Annotated in this window: 25 protein-coding genes; 11 read left to right on the forward strand and 14 right to left on the reverse strand. The window is 65.4% G+C overall.

Going from position 1 to position 23,804, the window contains the following annotated elements:
• Positions 1–85: 85 nt before the first annotated feature.
• The 5 genes from ABID41_RS05415 to ABID41_RS05435 all read right to left on the reverse strand — a co-directional run bounded on the left by ABID41_RS05415 (position 86) and on the right by ABID41_RS05435 (position 3,164).
• Positions 86–1,654 (reverse strand): recombinase family protein, encoded by a 1,569-nt coding sequence (locus ABID41_RS05415; RefSeq protein ID WP_354297257.1) that lies wholly within the window; start codon positions 1,652–1,654, stop codon positions 86–88.
• The gene (locus ABID41_RS05420) at positions 1,651–2,058 is read right to left on the reverse strand and encodes a DUF2924 domain-containing protein (protein WP_354297258.1); all 408 of its coding nucleotides are present in this window, start codon (positions 2,056–2,058) and stop codon (positions 1,651–1,653) included. The genes ABID41_RS05415 and ABID41_RS05420 overlap by 4 nt, the downstream gene beginning before the upstream one ends.
• Positions 2,055–2,549 carry a DUF3489 domain-containing protein gene (locus tag ABID41_RS05425; protein ID WP_354297259.1) on the reverse strand — a complete coding sequence of 165 codons (495 nt, stop codon included), beginning with the start codon at positions 2,547–2,549 and terminating at the stop codon, positions 2,055–2,057. The genes ABID41_RS05420 and ABID41_RS05425 overlap by 4 nt, the downstream gene beginning before the upstream one ends.
• 124 nt (positions 2,550–2,673) lie before the next feature.
• Complete coding sequence (locus ABID41_RS05430; protein WP_354297260.1) at positions 2,674–2,895, reverse strand: hypothetical protein; 222 nt, start codon at positions 2,893–2,895, stop codon at positions 2,674–2,676.
• A gap of 53 nt (positions 2,896–2,948) precedes the next feature.
• Positions 2,949–3,164 (reverse strand): helix-turn-helix domain-containing protein, encoded by a 216-nt coding sequence (locus tag ABID41_RS05435; RefSeq protein ID WP_354297261.1) that lies wholly within the window; start codon positions 3,162–3,164, stop codon positions 2,949–2,951.
• Between the two features lie 94 nt (positions 3,165–3,258).
• Between ABID41_RS05435 and ABID41_RS05440 the strand changes: the two genes are divergently transcribed.
• Positions 3,259–4,200, forward strand: coding sequence for a hypothetical protein (locus tag ABID41_RS05440; RefSeq protein WP_354297262.1), 942 nt, complete (start codon positions 3,259–3,261; stop codon positions 4,198–4,200).
• A gap of 6 nt (positions 4,201–4,206) precedes the next feature.
• Here the strand turns inward: ABID41_RS05440 and ABID41_RS05445 are convergent, their stop codons facing one another.
• The 4 genes from ABID41_RS05445 to ABID41_RS05460 all read right to left on the reverse strand — a co-directional run bounded on the left by ABID41_RS05445 (position 4,207) and on the right by ABID41_RS05460 (position 7,904).
• Positions 4,207–4,725 (reverse strand): hypothetical protein, encoded by a 519-nt coding sequence (locus tag ABID41_RS05445; protein ID WP_269628142.1) that lies wholly within the window; start codon positions 4,723–4,725, stop codon positions 4,207–4,209.
• Positions 4,722–6,077, reverse strand: coding sequence for a site-specific DNA-methyltransferase (locus tag ABID41_RS05450; RefSeq protein ID WP_354297263.1), 1,356 nt, complete (start codon positions 6,075–6,077; stop codon positions 4,722–4,724). Before ABID41_RS05450 ends, ABID41_RS05445 begins: the two co-directional genes overlap by 4 nt.
• Positions 6,074–6,562: a hypothetical protein gene (locus ABID41_RS05455; protein WP_354297264.1), complete on the reverse strand. Its 489-nt coding sequence runs from the start codon at positions 6,560–6,562 to the stop codon at positions 6,074–6,076. Before ABID41_RS05455 ends, ABID41_RS05450 begins: the two co-directional genes overlap by 4 nt.
• Positions 6,563–7,259: 697 nt before the next feature.
• Complete coding sequence (locus tag ABID41_RS05460) at positions 7,260–7,904, reverse strand: VOC family protein (RefSeq protein ID WP_354297265.1); 645 nt, start codon at positions 7,902–7,904, stop codon at positions 7,260–7,262.
• 42 nt (positions 7,905–7,946) lie between these two features.
• On the opposite strand from ABID41_RS05460, the gene ABID41_RS05465 reads away from it, so the two are divergent.
• Positions 7,947–9,301, forward strand: a protein-coding gene (locus ABID41_RS05465) for an IS3 family transposase (protein WP_354297266.1) whose coding sequence is annotated in 2 segments (ribosomal slippage) — positions 7,947–8,286 and positions 8,286–9,301 — 1,356 coding nt in all. Because the reading frame shifts where the segments join, the coding sequence is not laid out codon by codon here.
• A gap of 205 nt (positions 9,302–9,506) precedes the next feature.
• On the opposite strand, the gene ABID41_RS05470 is transcribed toward ABID41_RS05465, so the two are convergent.
• Genes ABID41_RS05470 through ABID41_RS05480 form a run of 3 tightly spaced genes read right to left on the reverse strand, consistent with a single transcriptional unit; the run spans position 9,507 to position 12,269 of the window.
• A complete protein-coding gene (locus ABID41_RS05470; RefSeq protein ID WP_354297267.1) occupies positions 9,507–10,760 on the reverse strand; it encodes a TolC family outer membrane protein in 1,254 nt (417 codons plus the stop codon).
• A complete protein-coding gene (locus ABID41_RS05475) occupies positions 10,757–10,960 on the reverse strand; it encodes a YgaP family membrane protein (protein ID WP_354297268.1) in 204 nt (67 codons plus the stop codon). Before ABID41_RS05475 ends, ABID41_RS05470 begins: the two co-directional genes overlap by 4 nt.
• A gap of 31 nt (positions 10,961–10,991) precedes the next feature.
• Complete coding sequence (locus tag ABID41_RS05480; protein WP_354297269.1) at positions 10,992–12,269, reverse strand: NAD(P)/FAD-dependent oxidoreductase; 1,278 nt, start codon at positions 12,267–12,269, stop codon at positions 10,992–10,994.
• An 85-nt stretch (positions 12,270–12,354) separates the two neighbouring features.
• On the opposite strand from ABID41_RS05480, the gene ABID41_RS05485 reads away from it, so the two are divergent.
• The 4 genes from ABID41_RS05485 to ABID41_RS05500 are packed head-to-tail and all read left to right on the forward strand — an operon-like array spanning position 12,355 to position 17,298.
• A complete protein-coding gene (locus tag ABID41_RS05485; protein ID WP_354297270.1) occupies positions 12,355–12,693 on the forward strand; it encodes a rhodanese-like domain-containing protein in 339 nt (112 codons plus the stop codon).
• Positions 12,694–12,722: 29 nt separating this feature from the next.
• Positions 12,723–13,760 carry an efflux RND transporter periplasmic adaptor subunit gene (locus tag ABID41_RS05490; protein ID WP_354297271.1) on the forward strand — a complete coding sequence of 346 codons (1,038 nt, stop codon included), beginning with the start codon at positions 12,723–12,725 and terminating at the stop codon, positions 13,758–13,760.
• Positions 13,757–16,969 carry an efflux RND transporter permease subunit gene (locus ABID41_RS05495; protein WP_354297272.1) on the forward strand — a complete coding sequence of 1,071 codons (3,213 nt, stop codon included), beginning with the start codon at positions 13,757–13,759 and terminating at the stop codon, positions 16,967–16,969. The genes ABID41_RS05490 and ABID41_RS05495 overlap by 4 nt, the downstream gene beginning before the upstream one ends.
• Positions 16,966–17,298, forward strand: a complete 333-nt coding sequence (locus ABID41_RS05500) for an ArsR/SmtB family transcription factor (RefSeq protein WP_269628132.1) — start codon at positions 16,966–16,968, stop codon at positions 17,296–17,298. The genes ABID41_RS05495 and ABID41_RS05500 overlap by 4 nt, the downstream gene beginning before the upstream one ends.
• Positions 17,299–17,311: 13 nt before the next feature.
• On the opposite strand, the gene ABID41_RS05505 is transcribed toward ABID41_RS05500, so the two are convergent.
• Together ABID41_RS05505 and ABID41_RS05510 are read right to left on the reverse strand one after the other, a co-directional pair.
• Positions 17,312–17,686 carry an ArsR/SmtB family transcription factor gene (locus tag ABID41_RS05505; protein ID WP_354297273.1) on the reverse strand — a complete coding sequence of 125 codons (375 nt, stop codon included), beginning with the start codon at positions 17,684–17,686 and terminating at the stop codon, positions 17,312–17,314.
• A complete protein-coding gene (locus ABID41_RS05510) occupies positions 17,683–18,354 on the reverse strand; it encodes a peroxiredoxin (RefSeq protein ID WP_354297274.1) in 672 nt (223 codons plus the stop codon). The genes ABID41_RS05505 and ABID41_RS05510 overlap by 4 nt, the downstream gene beginning before the upstream one ends.
• Positions 18,355–18,446: 92 nt before the next feature.
• Between ABID41_RS05510 and trxC the strand changes: the two genes are divergently transcribed.
• From trxC to ABID41_RS05535, 5 genes are all read left to right on the forward strand, one after another.
• Positions 18,447–18,890, forward strand: coding sequence for a thioredoxin TrxC (gene trxC / locus ABID41_RS05515; RefSeq protein WP_269628128.1), 444 nt, complete (start codon positions 18,447–18,449; stop codon positions 18,888–18,890).
• Between the two features lie 231 nt (positions 18,891–19,121).
• Positions 19,122–19,742: a peroxiredoxin gene (locus ABID41_RS05520; RefSeq protein WP_374533461.1), complete on the forward strand. Its 621-nt coding sequence runs from the start codon at positions 19,122–19,124 to the stop codon at positions 19,740–19,742.
• Between the two features lie 68 nt (positions 19,743–19,810).
• A complete protein-coding gene (locus tag ABID41_RS05525) occupies positions 19,811–20,731 on the forward strand; it encodes an MBL fold metallo-hydrolase (protein ID WP_293862465.1) in 921 nt (306 codons plus the stop codon).
• Between the two features lie 4 nt (positions 20,732–20,735).
• A complete protein-coding gene (locus ABID41_RS05530) occupies positions 20,736–21,524 on the forward strand; it encodes a sulfite exporter TauE/SafE family protein (RefSeq protein ID WP_269628125.1) in 789 nt (262 codons plus the stop codon).
• A 65-nt stretch (positions 21,525–21,589) separates the two neighbouring features.
• Positions 21,590–22,198 (forward strand): class I SAM-dependent methyltransferase, encoded by a 609-nt coding sequence (locus ABID41_RS05535; protein WP_354297275.1) that lies wholly within the window; start codon positions 21,590–21,592, stop codon positions 22,196–22,198.
• Positions 22,199–23,804: the final 1,606 nt, after the last annotated feature.

Below are 23,804 nucleotides of genomic sequence, written 5' to 3' on the forward strand. Positions count from 1 at the left end.
TGAACAGAACAGGAGAAAAACAGGCCCTGCTATCGGCTGGAACAGGTCCTGCAAGCGCAGGGAACAGGACCTGCAACCCGTTGAATCAGGACCTGTCGAAATCCAGCACCCGTCGCTGCTCGCTCCACTCGATGGGCAGATCGATGTCAAGCAGCTGGTGCAAAGTCAGGCCTGGCGGCTGTCGTCCATGCATGATGGCGTGCTGGATGTCCGGCGCGAGAAAGGCGAGCTCGACAAGTTTGCGCTGGTAGGGATCGGCGACGCCCCGCCCCATCGGCAGAGCGCCTCGTCCGGCCACGGGCACGAGGCCATTTTCCCGCAGAATTTCATGCGACCGCCGTAGCGCCCGGATCAACGTCCGGTCCGGCCGGGCGCGCTCGCCTGCCGCCTTCAGCCAGGTCCGACCACCGCGAACCTCCGGCCTCTGTCCAGGGATCAGCCGAAGCGTACCTTCCGGCGCGGGTTCAAGCATGTCGTGGTATCCCAGGCGATCCTGCCAGTCCCGCGCGATCGACGTTCGCACCTCGATGGCCACGCCATCGGGCATCAGCTCCACCTTGAGCAGATGGGCTGCGAGGTCCTCCCAGGACGCCGTTGATGCGCCTGCGAGAAGGCGAAGCCTTTCAAGCACGAAGTCCTCGATCACCGGCGCCGAGATGCGTGCCGGCTTTTCACCGCGGGCCGCCTCGACCGCAGCGTAGTAGCGGAAGGTCGCCCCATGCCGATTCCTGGTGTGGCTCGGGCTCATCGTCCGCCCGCTGGCGTCGACGATCCGACCGACCAAGCGGCTGGGGCTCGCCTGTACCTTCGCCTTGTGTCGCCGCACATTGTCGTCGAGCGCGGTCTGGACCGCCTGGAACAGCTCCGGAGCGATGATGGGCTCGTGAAGGCCTGGATAGCTTTTGTCTCGATGGACGATTTCACCCAGGTACACACGATTGCGGAGCAGGTGAAACAGCGCACCACGAGCGAATGGACCGCCGCCTACGATGTGGCCCGCCTTGGCCATTCGCTGCTTGGAAGAAACGCCCCGCCGGTTCAACTCCGCGCATAGCGCCGGCACGGAGCCGAGTTCGAGATAGAGTTCGAAGATCACCCGGACGGTGTCGGCCTCCGGCTGGTTCAGCACCAGTTTGCGATCCTCGCAGTCATAGCCCAGGGGCAGGTTGCCCCCCATCCACATGCCCTTGGCCTTGGATGCTGCGATCTTGTCACGGATGCGCTCGCCGGTGACCTCTCGCTCGAATTGAGCAAAGGACAGCAAGACGTTCAGCGTCAGACGTCCCATGCTGGTGGTCGTGTTGAACGCCTGCGTCACCGAGACGAAGGAAGCGCCGGCTTTGTCCATCACCTCGACAATCTTCGCGAAGTCCGCGAGAGAACGCGTCAGGCGATCGACCTTGTAGACCACGACGATGTCGATCTTGCCGGCGCGGATATCGGCCAGGAGCCGGTCGAGCGCCGGGCGCTCCATCGAGCCGCCCGAGAAACCACCATCATCGTACTTGGCCGGCAGCGCCTTCCAGCCTTCGCCGACCTGAGAGCGGACGTAGGCTTCACAAGCTTCGCGCTGCGCATCCAGGCTGTTGAAGGATTGATCGAGGCCCTCCTCCGAGCTCTTGCGCGTATAAATGGCGCAACGCTTGCGGCTCATTTGCCGTCGTCCGATCGAAGGCCGAAGAAACGCGGACCGTTCCACCGCGTGCCGGTGATCGACCGGGCGATCTCGGAAAGGCTCGCCCAGCGCTCGCCATCGTAGATGTAACCGCTGTCGGCGACCTCCACCTCGTGACGCACGCCGCGCCACTCTCGGACCAGCCGCGTGCCGGCCGCGAGCCCCCTCGGCTGCGTGTTCGACTTCAGCGCGCGTTGTGTCTCGGAGTCGAGGCCCCCAAACGCCTCGGCCTGAACCCGCCAGGCCAGAATACGCCGAAGCAGGTCGGGCGAGCGAAGCGGCGGCGGCGCACCATACCGCGCGCGCCAGATTTCCCGCAGCGACTGAAGCCCGAGCGCGTTCAGCGCCCGGACTTCCTCCATCGCCTGCGTCTGCCGGCTCACGCGGTCGCGCCGACAAGGCGGTAGACGCGGCCCGACGGCGTCTTCTCCGATACGAGCTGCAGGCCGAGCTTCTTCTTCAGCGTTCCAGCCATGAAGCCACGCACCGAGTGCGGCAGCCACCCTGTCGTTTCGGACATTTGCACGACCGTCGCGCCTTCAGGTCGCTCCAGCAGGCCGCGCAGGGTGGCGGTCTTCGAGCCGCTTGCGATTTCGACCACCGGCGCGGACTCGGCCGGCTCGATCTTGCGGACAGGCGTCGCCTTCGGCGCACGCACACCGGCCGCTTCGCGGCCTTCGCGGGTGATCGTCAGCAGACTCGCCTCGCCATCACGTGGCACTGCGATGAGATAGCCACGCTTGATCAGGGCGTGCGCGATGCGCCCATCGACGGTGTCGACTGCGAGATCGCCGCCAACGGCGGATTTCAGGATTTCAATCTGAGCAGGCTTTAGGTTGGACACGAGGTGCTCCGGTATTCGCCGGCGCGCCATCGCGCCGGTCCCACCGGGCAGAGCCCCGTCGCGACCTATCGCCGGGGCTGCGGCGCGAGGCATCGGGGCGTCGCTTCCGCGCGACCAATGACGCTCTGGTCGGTGGCGAAGTCCAGTCCGAAGCTCAGGTTTCGTGGTGGTAGGCTCGGCGCAAGGCCATCGCCGTCGCATCCGCCGCGAGCGCGATGTCGCGTCCGATGTCGCCGATCGCCTGTAACTCGTCGATTTTTAGAAGGATGGTGGGCGGCGAAGCATCCTCCCCAAATTCCATCGCCCGGGCCGCAAGATCGCCGATTATCATCTTGAACGCGACATAAGCGTCTTCTGCGGTCACATCGTCCACCATGTCCGAACTCCGTTCTCGACCATGACGGATTGACGCGTCCTCGCAGTCCACCCTTACGAGGGCTTGTTATCCAGTAGGTCGCTGAACGTTACGCCAAGACCTTTGGCGACCTTCTCAACCGATACGATGGTGCTTTTCTTAGACGCGCGCTCGATCTGCGAGATGAACGTGCGATGCAACCCCGCTTCTTCGGCGAGTCTCTCTTGAGACCAGTTCTTGGCCTTTCGAAAAGTCCTCACGCGATCCGCTAGCCAACGCTCGATCTCCATAGAAGGAGAGGGCTTGGATGACGCCCTCTCATCTACAGCCCACTCATCTCATTTCGAGTTGAACCGACGTGAGTTCCGTGGCTGATGTGGCGACATGAGACGAGTAGTATTCAATCCTGCGAAGCAACAGAGCGACCCTTGGCAATCACAGGGGTCGGTTCATAGGGAAAAGGCGGTCGAGCATCTCTTCCTCGGCGAGCTCTCGCGCCATCTGCTGATCCAGACTGGCAGCGGACCTGAAATCCTGAAGGCAGAGCACGACAGCTACGGCTACGATGTCATCATTGAAGTCGCGTCGGTGGTCCGCCACGTCCAGCTGAAGATCTCACATCTCGACGGACGGCGCGCGCACGTCGATGTCTCTACGGTGCTGGCGACGAAGCCCGGCGGATGCGTTCTGTGGATGTTCGTCGATCCGACGACATACGAGATTGGACCCTACTACTGGCTGGGCGGGCGGCCCGGCCAACCGCTCCCTGACCTCGGCGACCGCCCTGTCCGGCACAGCAAGGCGAACGCGCAGGGCGAGAAGGCTGTGCGGCCGGGCCTGCGACGCATACCCAAGGGCCGGTTCTCGCGGCTCGTCTTGATCGACGAGGTCGCCGAAGCGCTCTTCGGACCTGCCAATGACCGGCGCCTCCGCGCGCACCTTGCCTCCCGTCCACCGCAAGGCACCCCTCTGGATCAAGGCTGGCTGGATGCCGTTCGCATGGGCTGCTTCGCGGCGATCCCGCGAGACCTCACCTTCGAAGCCGCCGCCGGCTTGGCGCACCTCATCGACGGCTACGAGCTGGCGTTTGACGCCGGTCTTACGAAAAGCCCGACCTTGGCCGGCGCCGCCCCCTATGCTGACGAAACGTTGCGGCGGGCGATGCAAACGGGTGATTGGGAAGGCGACGCCCTTGAACTCTGGGTCGCCCTCTTCATGGAGCACCGCCGCGAAAGGTTTGGTGGAACGGAGCTCCCGCCGGGCCGAACCCGGCTTCTGAATCTGCTGGTGGATCGGTTGCGGTCTCGCTTGGCGAACGGGACCTGAGGACCATCACTCACGATCCAGCGTCGCTTTCTCGTCAGGATCACTATCGCGTTGCGCCTGCTCGGTAGCCAACCGCTTCCACCTCGGGAGAGGCGCGGTCCAGACACCGCCATTTTCCGGCGGAACGCTGCCGCTTTCCCGCAGCAGCTCCTTGAGCCGTTCGATCTCCTTCTGAGATTCCATCCAGCCTTCGTAGAAGATCGTCTGCATCTCTATGTGGCGGTCGTTCTCGATCGCCGCCGCCTGCACCTCGCGGATGAACCTCCCGGCAGAGATCTGCTTGCCGCCGGCGCCGGACATCCCGAGTTGAAGGAGGTTGGCTTCGTACAGTGTCATTTCCTCCTCCTTCCCGGCGACCTTGATCTTCACCTTCCGCTCGGCGATCCGCATCGCCGCCTCTCTGTTGTCGAACGGAAACCGATGCATGCCGCTGGACTGTGGCTTGGCGCCCCGGCGACCATTCCTGTTGGGGCATTGGCCCTTGACGAACCGCCCGCCCACATCGCGCTTGATCGGGTCGTTCACGCCGCTTCCTCCGCAAGCGCGCGGTCAGCGGCCCGCTCTATCTCCTCGTCCCGACGCGCCTTGACCTCGGCGAAGGCTTCGCCCGTCTCGACCAGGACCGCCGACTTCCGGGTCTTCCGCTGCCAGCGATCAACGATGACGTCGCAATAGCCGGCGTCATACTCGATCAACCTGGCCGCCCGCTTGGTGCGTTCGGCCGCGATCAATGTCGATCCGCTGCCACCGAATGGATCGAGGACGATGTCGCCCCTTTCCGAAACGTCCTTGATCGCGTCGGCGATCATCGCGACGGGCTTCACCGTCGGGTGCAGGGCAAGCTCGGCATCAGGTCCGATCTTGGTCGCGCCGCGATAGTTCCAGACATTGGTGCGATAGCGACCGTTCTTGCCCAGCTCCACGTTGTTGAGGTGGGGAGCAGAGCCGACCTTCCACAGGAACACCATCTCGTGCCTTGAGCGGTACAGCGAGCCCATGCCGCCGTTGTCCTTGGCCCAAATGCAGACGTTCTTCAGCTCGTCGTAGACCGCGCGTCCCGCCGTCATCATCTCGTCGATGTGGCGCCAGTCCATGCATTGGAAGTGCAGTGCGCCGTCGACGCTGACCTCGGCAGCATTCTCGAACACGGTCCGCAGGAACTCGCAGAACTCGTTCGAACTCATCTCGCCGGCCGCCATCGCGAACTCGCGATGCTTGACGCGGCCCAGGCCGCCGACGTGACCGTCGATACGCACATTGTACGGCGGATCGGAAAACACCATTCGCGCCCGATCCGCACCCATGAGGCGGGCGAACGAACCCGGTTCCTGAGAGTCGCCGCACAGCAGGCGGTGCGTCCCAAGGCTCCAGAGATCACCTCGGGCTGTGGTCGGCCATCGACGCGGAGGCTCGTCATTGTCGTCGGGATCGGCCGCCTTCCCCTCCGCGGTGTCCAACAAGACATCCAGATCGACGGTTGAAAAGCCTGTCACGTCGAGTTCGAACTCAAGCGGAAGCTCGGCGAGCTCGACGACTTCGAGCTTCAGGAGTTCCTCATCCCAGCCGGAATTGAGCGCGAGCTTGTTGTCCGCAATGGCATACGCACGGAGTTCTTCCGGCCCGAGATGGGACAGTGCGATCGTCGGCAGAGTCTCCATGCCCAATCGCTTTGCCGCCTCGACCCGTCCGTGACCTGCGACAATGCGATTGTCGTCGCCAAGCAGGATCGGTTGCGTGAACCCGAACTGGCGGATCGATCCCATGATCTGGGCGATCTGCTGCTCGGAGTGAGTACGGAGCACTCGCCTGGCCGGCTTGAGCTCCGCTACCGGCCGCAGGTCCACCTGCGGCCGGTCCACAACGCGGAGGCGGCTCACTTGCGGGTGTCCGCATCAACCTTCAGCAGCGCGCTCGCAAGCGCCGCTTCTGCGGGCGCCGCGCGGCGCACACTCTCCTGCAGGCGCTCCACCGCCTTGGCACGGCTCATCAGGCGCAACTCGCCCGGCCGCACGAAAACCACCACCTGCTCCTTGTTCACCAGACCCAACGCCTGTGTCACCTGGGGTGACAGCACCAGTTCGCCCTGCTCGTTCACGCTCGCAACCATGACAACCTCTTCGTCATCCAACGCCGGCTGGTCACCGACGGCGCGAGTCATACCAGCAACGTTGACATCACCGCAATCGCTAACGTTAGCATTTTTCCTGCGTGCGCGATCGCGAGAGATCGTCGAGTAGACGTGGTTCTCCTTCACGCCGAGGAAGTTTGCGATTTCTTTGCCTGCAATACCAGCTTCATGCAGCGCCCGAATTTTGGCCGAGACGCTCGTGCGGCCCTCGATCAAACGGTCAAAATTGCTCACGTTGATTCCTGCGAATAATTCGCCAATGACGTTATCATAGCAAAATGATCCTCGACTTTAAACGTTACAACGGCCTCTAAAGAGGCCGCTCCGTAGTCTCGGAAGTTGGTTGGGTAGCAGGACCGCGCCGCATGCCTCCGCGATATCGCAGCTTCCGCAGGCAACACCGTGATGGTCTGCGGGGAGCGGATGTGACCCAGGTCGCCGATGCACCGTCCGAGCCTGCATCGTCTACGGCGGCTACTTCTTCGCGCCCCTACCAGACATCAACTCAGGCTCCAGAAGCGGACCCAGGCGACAACCTTTTGCCGACCATTAATCTGTCGGACCCAATCTCGGGGAATATGGACGGCAAAACGACTGAAGCGCGTGGCCGCCTCTTGGAGGGCCCTGGAAGCGATGCACGTCTGCGTCGCCTTCAGATGCGCTTCGCTAGGCTAAATCGCCGCTCCATTGAACCAGCCAGCCGATCGAGTTGGCCATTCGGCTTATTGTGCGCGCTCACGTTTGTGGGCGTCTTTACAATCGGACTCTTGATCCCCAGGTAGACCGCTCGGTGCCAATAGATGACATCGGCGACGGGCCTGAAAGCGGACTGAACTAACCGTCCGCTTTTTGGAACGGGGGCATCGTCGAATGACGGACCACCACGCGCTCCGGCATCCGTAAGGCGCATCGGCATAGGCAGCGGCGAAATTCAGCCCTGGCGTTTGTGTCCCCAGATGCTGGTCTTGTCGTGCCGCACGACACGCCAATTCTCGTCGATGTCGCGCGCGCCCCAGCCGTACTCGATCTCGAAGCCCGACGGGGTCTGGGCGTAGAACGACACCATGTGGTCGTTGGTGTGCTTGCCCAGCGTGTTCATCAGCGGGATCTTCGCCGCCGCGACGCGGTCCAGCGCGAAGCCGACGTCGTCGAGGGTCTCGACCTGCAGCATGAAGTGGTTCAGCCGCCGCGGCACGGGCAGCGGGACCAGGGCCAGCGTGTGATGGCGCGGGTTGCAGTGGTAGAATTCCAGATCCATCCCGAACTCTTCGGTGATCTGCATCCGGATGATGTCGGACAGCCGGAAGCCGAGGATGTCGCTGTAGAAGGCCCGCGCGGCGCCAATATCGGCCGCAGCCAGCACCACATGGCCCAGGCCCTGGTCGCCGGTCACGAAGCCGCTGACGCCGGCCGGCGAAACGAACGGAATTTCGCGTCGCTCGGTCGCTCCGTAGTAGATTTCGACGAGCAGCCCCTGCGGATCGTGGCAGGCGATCATGCCCATCACGCCGCGCAGCTTCAGGTGCTCGGGGGTGTCCGGCGTCAGCGCCGATGAGACAGATTGAGGGTGCCGCATTTAGGAGGGTTTTGGTCTCGTCGTAGTGACGAAGGAACGAAGATGAGACCAAAACCCTTGGCCGCGAAGACGACGCCCGGTGAGCGGGTGGCGAAGGATATCCGGCGGGCGACGCGCCGACATTTCTCGGCGGAAGACAAGATCCGGATCGTGTTGGACGGGCTGCGTGGGGAAGACAGCATCGCGGAGCTGTGCCGCAAGGAGGGGATCGCCCAGAGCCTGTACTACGTGTGGTCGAAGGAGTTTCTGGAGGCGGGCAAGCGCCGCCTGGCGGGCGACACCGCCCGGGCTGCGACCACGGACGAGGTGAAGGATCTGCGTCGGGAAGCCACCGCCCTGAAGGAGGTCGTCGCCGAGCAGGCGCTGGAGATCCGCCTGCTCAAAAAAAGCATGATCGCCGATGGGGGCGACGGCGAATGAGATACCCCGCAGCTGAGAAGATCGAGATCATCCGCCTGGTCGAGCAGTCGAACCTATCGGTGCGCCGAACGCTGGAGCAGATCGGCGTGCCGCGCGCGACCTTCTATCGCTGGTACGACCAGTACCAGACCGGCGGCCCGGAGGCGCTGGAAGACCGCCCAGGGCGACCCAGCCGGGTGTGGAACCGCATCCCCGAGGAGGTTCGCGCCGCGATCCTGGAGATGGCCCTGGAGCATTCGGAACTGAGCCCTCGGGAACTGGCCGCGCGGTTCACCGACAGCCAGGGCTACTTCGTCTCGGAGGCCAGTGTTTACAGGCTCCTGAAGGCCCATGACCTGATCACCAGCCCGGCCTTCATCGTCATGAAAGCGGCCAAGGCGTTCAGCGACAAGACCACGGCGCCCAACCAGATGTGGCAGACCGACTTCACCTACTTCAAGATCATCGGGTGGGGCTGGGTCTATCTGTCGACGGTCCTGGACGACTTCTCGCGCTACGTCGTGGCCTGGAAGCTGTGCACGACCATGAAGGCCGACGACGTCACCGACACCCTGGAGCTGGCGCTCAAGGCCTCCGGCTGCGACCAGGTCCACGTCCGGCACAAGCCGCGTCTGCTGTCGGACAATGGCTCGAGCTACATCTCTGGCGAACTGGCCCAGTGGTTGGGCCGGCAGGACATCACCCACGTCCGCGGCGCGCCCTATCATCCCCAGACCCAGGGCAAGATCGAGCGCTGGCATCAGACCCTGAAGAACCGCATCCTGCTGGAAAACTACTTCCTGCCCGGCGACCTGGAGGCCCAGATCGGAGCCTTCATCGAGCACTACAACCACGCCCGCTATCACGAGAGCCTGGACAACGTGACGCCGGCCGACGCCTACTTCGGACGGGCTGCCGACATCCTGCGCCGCCGCGCCAGCGTCAAGCGACAGACCCTCGAACATCGGCGCTTGCAGCACCGCAAAATCGCCGCCTAGATATCAACCCCAGACGAGCCCAATCCTCCGCTAAATCCAAAGCCCCACTGTCCCAAAACTTCTGACGACGGACAGTTGATTTCCTTGATCATGTCCACGGACATAGGCGTGTCTCCTTCAGGTGGCTGCGCCACCGTTTCGTGTTGGCGAGAGGGATTGCGCAGGCTGAGGTCGCAGCCCGCATCCGCCGGGCGTGGGCCGGCTCTCAGGTCCCGAGCAGGGCGAGCAGCCGATAGGCCGCGACGATGCGATCGCTTCGAGCCTTGGCCTCGTTCACCGCGGCGGCGGTCGCTTCACGCTCGGCGTCGAGCAGGTCGAGTTGCGGCTTCATGCCGACGCGAACTTCATGGCGGACACCGTCGCGCGCCTGGGCGGCGGCAAGGGCCTGGCGGGTGGCGGCCGCTTCGACCATGGCGGCCGAGCGAACGCCCTGAAAGGCGCCGATCGTCTGCTCGTCGACAGCGGCGCGGGCCGCGCGCAGACGCGCCTCGGCCGCCCTCACCGCGCTGTCGGATTCCGCGATCCTTGCGGAAATGCGTCCGCCTGCGAACACCTGCCAGCGCCCGCGCACGCCGACGGTCACGCCGTCCGCGCGATAGTCGGGGAAGAACTGGTCGCGCACCGTGGAGCCCTCGGCGAAGGCGCCGACCATCGGCAGGCGCTCGGCGCGTGCGCCTCGAGCCGCCGCGCGCGCGGCGGCCAGCGCAGCTTCGGCCTGGGCCAGACCAGGGTTCTTCGCCCGCGCGATGTCCAACGCCTCTTCGATGGTTCCAGGCCCAGGCGGGCTTGGCGGCAGGGGTTGCAGATCCCGCGGCCCCAGGCCCGTCAGGTTCATGAATCTCGCCTCGGCTGAGACGGCGCGCCCGCGGGCGCGTTCGAGACCGGCCTGGGCTTCCGCCAGCCGCGCCTCGGCCTGGGCGATATCGGTGCTTGGGCTGTCCCCGGCCCTGAAGCGGAGCTGGGCCTGGCGCTGGATCTCCTGCATCTGAGCGACCATCTGCTCGTAGAGCGACGTCGTGCGGTGCGCGGTCAGCACATCGCCATAGGCTTGCACCGTCGCGAGGACGACCTGACTGCGGGTCGAGCCTTCGCCGGCGCGGGCCGCCGCGCTCCCCGCCCGGGCTTGGGCGATTGCAGAGCTGATCCTGCCGCCCGCGAAGAGAGGCTGCTCGATCGTAAGCTGGGCGGCGCGGGGGGAGACGTTCGCCGCCTGAAGCCCGAAATAGCCCAGCGGATCGAGCCGCCCGGCCCCGACCGTTCCGGTCAGAGCGACGCTGGGCAGGCCTTGCCCCCTCGCCGCTCCGATCCGGGCCTCGGCGGCGTCGGCGTCGGCTTGCGCCGCCTGGATTTCCGGGGCGTGCCGCAGGGCGGCCGCGATCGCGTCTTCCAGGGTGGTCGCATGGGCGGGCGCGGCGACGCCCACGAGGAGGCAGGCGATCAGCGACCGCTTGAGCCTCATTTGAAGGCCGTGCCCGGGCGAACCCCCAGCGACTTGAACACCATCGCGGCCGGGCAGAAGCCGGTGAAGCTGGCCTGGATCATGTTCAGGCCGGCGAAGACGGTCAGGGCGATCCACCACGGATGCACGGTGAGCGACAGGACGACGCCCAGCAGCACGACACAGCCGGCGAACACCATGACGGCGCGGTCGAGAGTCATCGTTTCATTCCTTCATTCAAGGATTTGAAGATCAGAAGCGCAGCTTGCGGATGCCCATGACGTGGAGCGCCAGCTTCTCGTAGAAGGGCTCGCTCTCGCCCTTGCGGACCTTGCGCAGGAAGTATTTTTCGAAGCCGACCTTCGCCAGATGGACCCACTTGCCGCTGGACGCCCAATTGACGTTGCGCGGCGGAATCTGGGGCTGGGCCACGAAGGCGACGCCCCCGTCCCCGAAGTCGGCCAGGCAGACCGCGTTCCAGGTCGCTTCAGCGGTCGGCTCCCTCTCCTCAAGGACGGCGGCGAGATTGGCGGCGATCGCCGTCGACATGGATTCGATCATGAAGCCCGTCTTCGGCACGCCGACCGGAACCGGCGTGGGTCCGGTCGGCGCGATGGCGACGCAGACGCCCAGGGCGAAGATCTCCGGGAAGGCTGGATTGCGCTGATGCTTGTCGACAATGATGAAGCCGCGGGGATTGGCCAGCCCCTCGATGTTCCGGACCGCGGGCACGCCCCGAAAGGCCGGAAGCATCATCGAATAGCCGAACGGCAGATCGTGCGTCTTCTTCACGGCGCCGTCCTCGCCCACCTCCTCGACGTGCATCAGGCCGGCCTCGACCTTGGCGACGCGCGCATTGGTGATCCATTTGATGTGACGGTCGCGCAGCTCGCTTTCGAGCAGGCCCTTGGTGTCCCCGACCCCATCGAGGCCCAGATGGCCGATATAGGGCTCGGCGGTGACGAAGGTCATCGGCACGCGGTCGCGGATCTTGCGCTTGCGCAGTTCGGTGTCGAGGATCAGGGCGAACTCGTAGGCCGGCCCGTAGCAGGACGCGCCCTGCACCGCGCCGACGACGATCGGGCCCGGCTGCTCCACGAAGGCGTCGAAGGCGTCGGCCGCGGCGGCGGCGTGAGAGGTCTGGCAGACTGAGACGGTGTGTCCTTGCGGCCCGAGCCCTTCGATCTCGTCGAAGGCGAGGTCCGGGCCCGTCGCGATTACAAGATAATCGTAACTGATAGAGGCGCCGTCATTGAGCTCCAGCCGCTTCTCGCCGGCATGGAGACGCTTTGCGCCCACCGAGGTGAAGCCGATCTTCTTCTTCGCGAACACCGGGGGGAGGTGGACCTGGATGGCTTCGGGCTCGCGCCAGCGAACCGCCACCCAAGGGTTGGACGGCACAAAACTATAGGCATCCGAGTCCGACACAACCATCACATCGGCGCGATCCTTGACGGCGGCCTTGATCTCAAAGGACGCGGTCGCGCCGCCGAGACCGGCTCCCAGCACGACGATCAACGGCTTGCCCATGTTGTGCTCCCTTCCGCCCTGCGGTCGCGTTGACTATATATGACGATTACATATTATAAGCAATCTACAAACTTAAGAGGCTCCCATGTTCGGATCGAAGAAAACCGGCGGCCACCGCGAGATCGGCGCGCGCGAACTGCATTCCATGCTGGAGGGCGGCGCAGCGCTTCTGATCGACGTGCGTGAGCCGGATGAGTTCGCGAACGGCCACATCGCCGGGGCCGTGAATATGCCGCTGTCGCGCTTTTCGCCGGCCGACCTTCCCGATCCGCAGGGGAAGACCGTGGTTCTGCAATGCGCGGGCGGAAAGCGGTCGGGGCAGGCGCTCGACCAATGCGCCCGGGCCCAGAGCGCCATCGACACCCACCTCGCCGGCGGGATCGGCGCATGGCGGGACGCCGGGCTTCCGGTGATCAGCGGTTAAGCGGCGCGGACAGGCGGGCGGTGAACGGCATGGCCAAGTGGGTCTGGTTGGCGGGCGCCCTGCTGGCGCTATCGGCCTGCGGGGGTGAACCGGAGCGCGAGCCGCCGGCGCCGCCCCTGCCGGCGGGCGACATCCTGCGTCTGGCGCCAAAGGAGATCGCCGACCTGAAGGTGGTCGGCGCGGAGATCGCCACGCGCGACCAGGCCGAGGCGCTGGCCCGCATTCCTGGCGTGCTGGCATCCCTCTCGGTGCGCGCGGGCGACGAGGTGCGAAAGGGCCAGAAGATCGGCCTGATCGTTGATTCCCGCCTAGGCTTCGAGACGCGCGCCTATGGCGCCCAGGTCGCCGCCGCCCAGGCCGAGGCCGCACGCGCCGACGCCGACCTCGCACGCATCCGGGACCTTTACGACAATGGCGTCTACGCCAAGGCGCGGCTCGACCAGGCCGTGGCCGCCGCGCATGCGGCCAATGCCCAGGTCGCCGCCGCGCGCGCGCAGCAGGGCGCCAGCGCCAGCGTGGCCGAGCAAGGCGCGGTCCTGGCGCCGGCGACCGGGCGTGTGCTTCGGGCGGACATTCCGGCAGGCTCGGTCGTCGCGCCGGGCATGTCGATCGCCACCGTCACCGCGGGCCCGCCGATCCTGCGCCTGATGCTGCCGGAATCGGTCGCCGGACAGGTGCGGCCCGGCGCGCGCGTGATCGTCAACGAAGCGAACATGCCTTCGAGCTCGTCTCAGGGCAGCGTGACACAGGTCTATCCCGGGATCACCGGCGGTCAGGTGCGCGTCGATGCGACTCTGCCCGGCCTCAGCGCCCAGTTCGTCGGCCGCCGCGTGAGCGCTTCCGTCGAGATCGGGACGCGCAAGGCGCTGGTGGCGCCCAAGACCTTCGTCACCACGCGCTACGGCATAGATCAGGTCCAGGTGGTGGCCGACGGCAAGCGTCTGAGCATGGTTCCAGTGCAGATCGCGCCCACCGACGATCCTGGCATGGTCGAGATCCTGAGCGGCGTGTCGCCCGGCGACGCCCTGTGGGCGCCGGCAAAGCCTGCGGGGACGGCCGGCCAATGAACCTCGGCATCTCCGGTCGCCTCACCAAAGCCACCATCGCATCACCCCTGACGCCGCTGTTCCTGCTCGCCGCGATAGCGGTCGGCTTGCTGGCGCTGATCTCCATCCCTCGGGAGGAAGAACCGCAGATCAGCGTGCCGATGGTGGACATCCAGGTGATGGCCCCCGGCTTCTCCGCCGCCGACGCGACCGAGCTGGTCGGCATCCCTCTGGAGACGATCGTCAAGAGCGTCGACGGGGTGGAGCACGTCTACACCCAGGCCCAGGACGACGGCGTGATGGTCACGGCCCGCTTCCTCGTCGGGTCGAACCCCGAGGATGCGGCCATCCGCATCGAGGAGAAGCTGCGCGCCAACTGGGACAGGAAGCCGGTCGGGATCCCCGACCCCAAGGTGACGGTGCGGGGCATCAACGACGTGCCCGCCGTCGTCCTGACCCTAACCCCCAAGCCGGGCGCCGCAGGCCAATGGAACGACGCCAGCCTCTACGACCTGGCCTCGAAGCTGCGCACCGAGATCGCCAAGGTCGACGATGTGGGCCTCACCTTCCTCGTCGGCGGCCGACCGGAGGAGATCCGCATCGCGCCCGATCCGGCAAGGCTGCGCCAATACGGCGTGCCGTTGGGCAATGTGATCGAGGCGGCGAGCCAGGCCAACCGCAGCTTTCCGCTCGGCCATATCCGCGAGGACGGCAAGGCGGTCGGCGTCACTGCGGGCCGGACCTTGTCGTCGGCGCAGGAGGTCGGGCTTCTGACCGTGCGCAGCGGCGCCGGCGCGCCCGTCTATCTGCGCGACGTCGCGACGGTCACCCAGGGGCCTCGCGAGGACCAGGCGCGAGCCTGGCGCTGGACCAAGGCGGAAAACGGCAAGTGGGATTCCGCGCCCGCCGTCAGCATAGCGTTCGCCAAGCGCGCCGGCGCCAATGCGGTCGTGGTGTCCGAGGCCATCCTCGAACGCGTCGAAAGCCTCCACGGCAAGCTGATCCCCGACGACGTCACCGTCGCCGTCACCCGCAACTATGGCGAGACGGCGAACGAGAAGGCCAACGAACTCCTGTTCCACCTGGGGCTCGCCACTGTCTCGATCGTGGTCCTGATCGGCTTCGCCATCGGCTGGCGCGAGGCCGGCGTCACCGCCGTGGTGATCCCGACCACGATCCTGCTCACCATGTTCGCCTCGAACCTGATGGGCTACACGATCAACCGGGTCAGCCTGTTCGCGCTCATCTTCTCCATCGGCATTCTCGTGGACGATGCGATCGTCATGATCGAGAACATCGCCCGCCACTGGGCGATGAACGACGGGCGCAGCCGCACCCAGGCGGCGGTCGAGGCCGTGGCCGAGGTCGGCAACCCGACCGTGGTGGCGACCCTGACCGTGGTCGCCGCCCTGCTGCCGATGCTGTTCGTCTCGGGGCTGATGGGCCCCTACATGGCCCCGATCCCGGTCAACGCCTCGGCGGCGATGATCTTCTCCTTCTTCGTCGCCGTGGTCATTGCGCCGTGGCTGATGGTCCGCTTCGCGCGGAAGACCCTCGCCCACGGCCACGGCCATGGACATGACGAGAGCGGCGGCCGGCTGGGCCGGCTCTACGCCCGCATCGCCCATCGCGTGATCGACACCCGCAAGTCGGCCCGCAACTTCCTGATCGGGGTCGGGGTGGCGACGCTCCTCGCCTGCTCGATGTTCTACTTCAAGGCCGTGACGGTGAAGCTGCTGCCGTTCGACAACAAGTCGGAGGTCCAGGTGGTGGTGGACATGCCCGAAGGCGCGGCTCTCGAAAGCACGAGCCGTGTGCTGGAGGACGTCGCCGGCGTCGCGCGCGGCCTGCCCGAAGCGACGTCGATGGAGGCCTATGTCGGCACATCGGCGCCGTTCAACTTCAACGGCCTGGTTCGTCACTATTTCCTGCGCTCGCAGCCCGAACAGGGCGACGTGATGGTGACGCTCCTCCCCAAGAGCGACCGCAGCCGCTCCAGCCACGAGATCGCGCTCGATCTGCGCCAGCAGTTGAAGGCTCTGAAACTGCCGGTCGGGGCCTCGGTCAAGGTCGTCGAGACGCCGCCGGGGCCGCCGGTGCTCGCGACGCTGCTGGCCGAAGTCTATGGTCCAGATGAAGCCACCCGCCAGAGGACCGCCGCCGAACTAGAAAAGATCTTCAAGTCCGTCCCCTTCATCGTCGACGTGGACAACAGCTTCGGCGCGCCCCGGCCCAAGCTGCGCCTCGACCTGCAGCGGGACCGCATCGACTATTACGGCCTCTCCGAGCGTGAGGTCGCCGACAGCCTCGCCATGCTGATGGGCAGCCAGACCGTGGGCTACGCCGCCCGTGGGAACGGGCGCTCGCCGCTCCCGATCACCGTCGCGCTAGAGCAAAAGGACCGGAGCTGGACGCAGACCCTTTCGAGCACGCCCATCGCACGGACGTCGAGCGGTCAGCTCATCGACCTGGGCGCCGTGGTCGAAGCCAGGACCGAGACCGGCGGCCTCGCCATCTTCCGGCGCGACGGCCGTTACGCCGACATGGTGACGGCCGAACTCGCCGGCGCCTATGAAGCGCCGATCTACGGCATGCTGGCGGTCGATCGCGCCGTGAACGAGTACGATTGGGCCGGCAAGGGCCTTTCAAAGCCCGTCATCCGGCTCAACGGGCAGCCGACGGACGAAAGCGTGTCATCCATGCTTTGGGACGGGGAATGGGAAATCACCTGGGTCACGTTCCGCGACATGGGCGCGGCCTTCATGGTCGCCCTGCTGGGGATCTATGTCCTGGTCGTCGCGCAGTTCCGCAGCTTCCGCCTGCCGCTGGTCATCCTGACCCCGGTGCCGCTGACCCTGGTCGGCATCGTCATCGGCCACATGCTGTTCCGGGCGCCGTTCACGGCGACGTCGATGATCGGCTTCATCGCCTTGGCCGGGATCATCGTGCGCAACTCGATCCTGCTGGTGGACTTCATCCGGCACGCGGCCACGGCCGACAAGCCGCTGCGGGACGTTCTCATCGAGGCTGGTACGATCCGGTTCAAGCCGATCCTCCTGACCGCGCTCGCCGCCATGATCGGCGCGGCCGTGATCCTCACCGACCCCATATTCCAGGGCCTGGCGATCTCGCTCCTGTTCGGGCTTGCCTCCTCGACCCTGCTTACTGTTCTGGTCATCCCGGCCATCTATGTGTTGCTTCGGGATGATGGGAGGCCCGCGACCCGATGATGCCCCTCGACACGCCGTTGGCGCAGTTGGCGGAACATGCGGCCGAAGCCGCGAACATCCTGAAGCTGCTCGCCAACGAGCAGCGACTGCTGCTGCTCTGCCGCCTCACCCAGGGAGAGTTGTCGGTCGGCAAGCTGGTGGAACTTTGCGAGCAGTCGCAGTCCAGCGTCTCGCAGCACCTGGGCAAGCTGCGCGCCGGCGGCCTGGTGCGCACGCGCCGCGAGGGAACGACGATCTACTATCGCCTCGCCGACGACGGCGTCCGCCAGCTGATCGATATGCTGTGCGACCAGTTCGGCCGGCCGAGGCCGCCGATCGAGGAGGAATGACGCGCCGCGCCGGCTACAGGATCTTGGCGAAGGCGGCCGCCGAACCCCGCGCGCGCGACTGAGCCCTTTTCGTCGTCACCGGCTCGCTCTTCGGGGAAAGGCCCCCCAATGCGCAAATCAGCCTCGCCGTGTCCCGCAACGCGTCCGAGGAAAGGCTGTAGAATACGAGCTTCGCATCGCGCCTCGTCTGCACCAGCTCGGCCTTGCGAAGAATGGCGAGCTGCTGCGACAGCCCCGGCTGGCCGATACCGGTGAGGGTTTCCAACTCGCCGACCGACTTTTCCCCGTTCTCGAGCAGCGTCCGCATGAGCTTCAGCCGGACGTCGTGGGCCAGCGCCTTCAGGACGTCGGTGATCGCATCGAGTTCCTTGTCCGTGAAGGTCGTCACTTGCCTGCCTTTGCCTGCCTGTCGGGCCGGGTGCGATGGAACCAGCACGCCTCGCCGGACGCATCCAGCGCGGACGCCTGATCCTGATGGGGTGGGAGGAGCACATCGTCGCCCGGCCGCCAGCCCTCGGGCGTCACCACGTTGTCGCTGTCGACCCGTTGCAGAGCGGCGATCACGCGCAGAAGTTCGTCCACCGATCTCCCGATGGTGGCCGGATAGCAGAGCTTGGCGCGCACGACGCCGTCCGGATCGATGAAGAAGGTCGCGCGCAGCGTCGCGGCGTCCGGCGCGTCCTCGGCCAGCATTCCGTAGGCTCGGCCGATGACCATCGACGGGTCTTCGACGATCGGGAAGCTGACGGTCACGCCGAAGTGCTCATGGATCGCCCGTATCCAGCCCAGGTGGGCGTAGAGGCTGTCGACCGAGATCGCGACCAGTTCACAATTGAGCGCCTTGAACCGGTCGCTCGCCCGCGACAGGGCGACGAACTCGCTCGTGCAGACTGGCGTGAAATCCGCAGGATGCGAAAACAGCAGCACCCAGCGGCCGCGATAGTCCGACAGGCTCATCTCGCCCATCGTGGTGCGCGCCTGGAAATTGGGGGCGACGTCGCCGATCTGGACCGTCCCCGGCCGCGATGGCGCGTCGTCGTCTGCACTGGGGTTCAAAATCCCACTCCCGTAACGGATTGAATCCATCTTTTACACGGTTACATCATACGGGTAAACGATCAGCCGAATTCGCCCTGGAGGACGCCCTCATGCCCGACCCCGTACTGGTGACGTGCCCGGCCTGCGCGAGCATCAACCGCATCCCCGAGGCCAAGCTCGACGCCGCACCGAAATGCGGCCGGTGCAAAGCCCCGCTGTTCCAGGGCCAGCCCATCGAGGTCGACGAGGCCGCGTTCAATCGCCACATCAATCGCGGCAGCCTGCCCGTCATTGTGGATTTCTGGGCGAACTGGTGCGGGCCGTGCCGCGCCATGGCTCCCGCGTTCAAGAGCGCGGCCGCGGAGCTGGAGCCGCACGTCCGCCTTCTGAAGGTCGACACCGAAGCAGAGCCGCGCCTGGCCGGGCGATTGGCCATACGCTCCATCCCCACCCTCATAGCCTTCAGGAACGGGAACGAGATCGCCCGAGTCGCCGGCGCCATGGACCGCACGCATCTCATGGCATGGGTAAGGCAGGTCCTATCGGCCGCCTGAGCGACGCCCCATCGCTTAGTTTCAGAAATTGAACGCAGCGGAGCGTCCAGAGACGCCTCCGCCGATCGCCGCCCGCGCAATATGCACAAGGGTTTCCAGGCCCATTGAAAAATCCGATCCTGAGCATCAATTAAATTATATTCACATGATTAAATGAAATATGTATCTCATAGCTATGCACCATAGCCGCAGGAGATCACGGTGACAGACCAAACCGACATCCGCCCCTCGATGCCGCGCATCAACGAGCCGGCGCCGGCCTTCAAGGCGAGGACCACCCACGGCGAGCGCTCGCTCGACGACTACCGGGGCAAGTGGCTGGTCCTCTTCTCCCACCCCGCGGACTTCACTCCGGTCTGCACGACCGAGTTCATGGGCTTCGCGAAAGCGGCCGACCGCTTCCAGGCGCTCAATTGCGAGCTGCTGGGCCTCTCCATCGACTCCGTGCATTCGCACATCGCCTGGATGCGCAGCATCGAGGAGAAGTTCGGGGTCGAGATCCCGTTCCCAATCATCGACGACCTGTCGATGAACGTCGCCAAGGCGTTCGGGATGATCCACCCCGGCGCGTCCGACACCTCGGCCGTGCGGGCGACCTTCCTGATCGATCCGGACGGGATCGTCCGGGCGATGGTCTACTACCCGATGTCGAACGGCCGCTCGGTCGAAGAATTCATCCGCCTGCTCACCGCGCTCCAGACGTCCGATGCGAACAAGGTGGCGACGCCGGAGAACTGGCGGCCCGGCGAGCCGGTGATCGTGCCGCCGCCCGCCACCGCAGAGGCGGCCAAGGCCCGCGCCAACGAGGGCTACGACTACACCGACTGGTACTTCAGCAAGAAGACGCTCTGAGCCGGTCGGCCGGCTTCGCGGGCCCGTCGCGCGAAGCCGGCGCCCGCTCGTCAGGAAAGGACAGGACCATGACCGACCCGCACATCGGTGAAGCCGCCCGGATCATCGCGGCCGCGAGCAAGGCGCGGCCCGCGGTCATCCGCAGCTTCTTCGACGAGGACACCTTCACCGTCACCCACGTCATCTCCGATCCGGCCACCGGCAAGGCCGCGATCATCGACAGCGTGCTCGACTTCGACCCGGCGTCGGGGCGCACCTCCTATGCGTCCGCCGACAAGGTGATCGCCTATGTCGAGAACGAGGGCCTGGAGGTCGAATGGCTGCTCGAAACCCACGCCCACGCCGACCACCTCTCCGCCGCGCCCTACCTCCAGGAAAAGCTGGGCGGCAGGCTCGCCATCGGCCGTCACATCCTCACCGTCCAGCAGGTCTTCGGAAAGATCTTCAACGAAGGCACGCGTTTCCCCCGCGACGGGTCGCAGTTCGACCGCCTGTTCGATGACGGCGACCGCTTCAGGGTCGGCTCGATCGAAGCGATCGCGCTGCACGTCCCCGGCCACACCCCGGCCGACATGACCTATGTGATCGGCGCCGCCGCGTTCATCGGCGACACGCTGTTCATGCCCGACTACGGGACCGCCCGCGCCGATTTCCCCGGCGGCGACGCACGCACGCTCTACCGCTCCATCCGGCGCCTGCTGTCGCTGCCGGACCGGACCAGCCTTCATCTCTGCCACGACTACAAGGCCCCGGGCCGCGACACCTACGCCTGGGAGACGACGGTCGGCGAGGAGCGCGAGCACAATGTCCATGTCCACGCCGGGGTGAGCGAGGACCAGTTCGTCGCCATGCGCCAGGCGCGCGATGCGACGCTCGGCATGCCACGGCTGATCCTGCCGTCCATTCAGGTCAACATGCGCGGCGGCCGCCTGCCGGAGCCGGAAGACAACGGCGCGAGCTACCTGAAGCTGCCGGTCAACAGGCTCTGACGCCATGACGCTGGAGCCCGTCCAATATCTGCTCGGCGCGGGATCGGGTTCGCTCGTCGGCTTTACGCTGGGCCTGGTCGGCGGCGGCGGGTCGATCCTCGCCGTTCCCCTCATGGTGTATCTCGTGGGCGTCGCCTCGCCGCACGTCGCGATCGGCACCAGCGCGCTTGCGGTCGCCGTCAACGCCGGAGCCAACCTCATGCCGCATGCCCGCCAAGGCGCCGTCAAATGGCGTTGCGCAGGCATGTTCGCCGCCGCCGGCGTCGCGGGCGCCTATGCCGGATCGATGCTCGGCAAGGCGTTCGACGGCCAGAAGCTGCTGTTCCTCTTCGCGCTGCTGATGATCGCCGTCGGCGCGCTGATGCTGAAGACGCGCGGCGATCCGGGCGACCCCGACGCCCAGTGCCGCCGGGAGAACGCGCCGAAGGTGCTCGGCTATGGCGCCGCGACCGGGCTGTTCTCAGGCTTCTTCGGCATTGGCGGCGGCTTCCTGATCGTGCCCGGCCTCATGGCCTCGACCGGGATGCCGATGCGCAACGCCATCGGCTCGTCTCTGGTCGCCGTCGCCGCCTTCGGGCTCACGGCCGCGCTCAACTATGCGGTTTCAGGTCTGGTCGATTGGCTGCTCGCGGCCGTATTCATCGGCGGCGGGGTGGTCGGGGGCCTGGTCGGCGCAGCGCTCTCGAAGCGGCTGTCCGCCCACAAGGGCGCGCTCAACACCATCTTCGCCCTCCTGATCTTCGCGGTCGCCGCCTACATGCTGTGGCGCAGCGCAGCGGCGATCTGGAGCTGACGCCTCCTCATCGCCCTTCACTCGTGCAAGCTTGCAACATGACGGCCCCGGAATGGAGATAGCTGATGTGGGATCAAAGATACTCGGGGGCGGACTATGTGTTCGGCGTCGAACCCAACCGCTTCCTGACCTCCTGCGGTCATCTTCTTGAACCGGGGCAGACCGCGCTCGCCGTCGCCGACGGCGAGGGGCGAAACAGCGTGTGGCTCGCCTCGCAAGGCCTGAGCGTAACGGCCTTTGACGCCTCGAACGCCGGTCTGAGCAAGGCCCGCCAGCTTGCCGCCGAGAAGCGCGTGGCGGTCGACCATCGGCTGTCGCAGATCGAAGACTGGGAATGGCGGGCCGAATGCTTCGACGTCGTCGTGGCCATCTTCATCCAGTTCGCCGCCCCCGAACTCCGATCGGTGATTTTCGAGGGCATGAAGCGCACGCTGAAGCCCGGCGGCCTTATCCTGATGGAGGGCTACAGGCCCGAACAGATCGCCTACGCCACCGGCGGACCGAGGCAGCGCGAACAACTCTATACGCGAGGCCTGCTGGAAGAGGCCTTCGCTGATTTCGAGATTCTCCAACTTGCCGAGCACGACAGCGAACTGCACGAAGGCCAAGGCCATTCGGGCATGTCCGCCTTGATCGACCTCGTCGCCAGAAAGCCGCCCGCTCCGGACGCGTAATGCGCATGACGAGATGCGCGCCTCGCGGGTGAAGCGCGCATCGGTCCCGTCAGCCACGGCGGCCAGGCTGGAGACGCGTTCGCGCCTGGCTATGCGATCCGCCAACGCTTAAAAGCGTTAAAAATCAAGACCTTAGAAAACACATTCCCCACTAGTTTCCCCCACTAGTCGGGGCATGTTTTTGCGCCCTGTGGCGCCGACATCACGGCTCACTTGGCCATGTCAGTGATGAACTGGTCGTGGTCGGCGGCCGCCTTCTGGCGTTCGGCGTCCCGCTCCTGGATGCGCTGCACCACCGAGCGCAGTCGCATCGTCCCCCCGGCTGCTTTCGATCAGAGTCTAGGGAGACCCAGGCGAACCCGCCGCGGAAACCCATCGCCGCTGCTCCGCCCAAGACGACGGCATGGCGATTTGCACCGATGCATCCAGTTGCCAAAAGGCGAGAGGTGCAAAGTGAGCAGCGCGCGCGCCCTCATAGCGAGGCTTCAGGATTGTGACGGAGCCGATGCCAACCGAGTCCTTGGCTAAGGACGCTCTCCATCTGGAACTGCGAGCAGACGACGGAAGCGACGCCGCATTAGGACAGTTGCGAGCGTCGCGCCAACAAGCAAAACAGTAGAAAGCGCAGCGACGGCGGGGCGAGCTTCACCAAAGCTGCTGCGCAACCAACTGGATGCAAGTCCCGCCAAGATCGAGCCGCAGAGGCAGAGCGAGACAAACCCGCCCCAGTTTCTTATCGATTGTAGGCGCTCAGCGACCTCGGGTGAAAGATTAGGGGGGACAAATTTTTCGAGACTTACGGACGAGGGATCGGACGCCAAAAAGGAGACCATGCCCGCCACGCAGGTAACGTTTGCGATTAGCGTTGGTACGCCGGGGGGCGCCCAGATTATTCCAAGAACGCCGAAGAAAAGGAGCACGGCCGCCACGCTGCTTCGCCAACCTGGTTTCGTCGACCTGTCTTTAATCGCAGTCATCGGTCCGCTCCGCAGCGTCTCAAATCTCACCGCTCAATTGAGCGCTGATGTCCTCCGCGATTCTCTTAACAGGACTGGCAATGGTAGCACGCATCGCCCGTAAGCGGCGCGCACCAGTGATGGAGGAACAGCCCAGATGACGCCGCCGACCTAACAAGTAGACGACGACGCCGTGCGTGAGCGGCGCTTGCAGACGCCGTCGTCGACGCGTCGGCCTGCGTCGGGACTTCCACTGCCTGCTTCAACGCCCGGGATCGCGCCGGAATGGACAATACACTGCGCTTCTCGCACGTCGTCCTCAGTGGCCTCGACGCGCGGATTTAGCCAGGGCCGGGACAGATCTCCGACACCTATTGTCGTTGGCGGGGCGCCGGCCTCAGCGAGTTCCTGAAGGCGCATGCATGCGACGAGGCTTAGTTCGCGCTCGATCGCGCCCTGGTTTGCTTCAGCCATGGTCTGGCTCCCATCGAGGATGGAACCTGACACCTAACACCGCCGAGAAGTCGTCTCCATCCGCCTTCGAGCAAATTTAAGTGATTGTTTTTACATTGTTTTTGGAGACCATTTCGCGTTTGACTGCCTCCACCGCCATTCAGTCTGAGAATTCGTCTCTCTTCCGGCGTGAGACG

This window comes from Phenylobacterium koreense, from assembly GCF_040545335.1.
GTDB lineage: Bacteria > Pseudomonadota > Alphaproteobacteria > Caulobacterales > Caulobacteraceae > Phenylobacterium > Phenylobacterium koreense.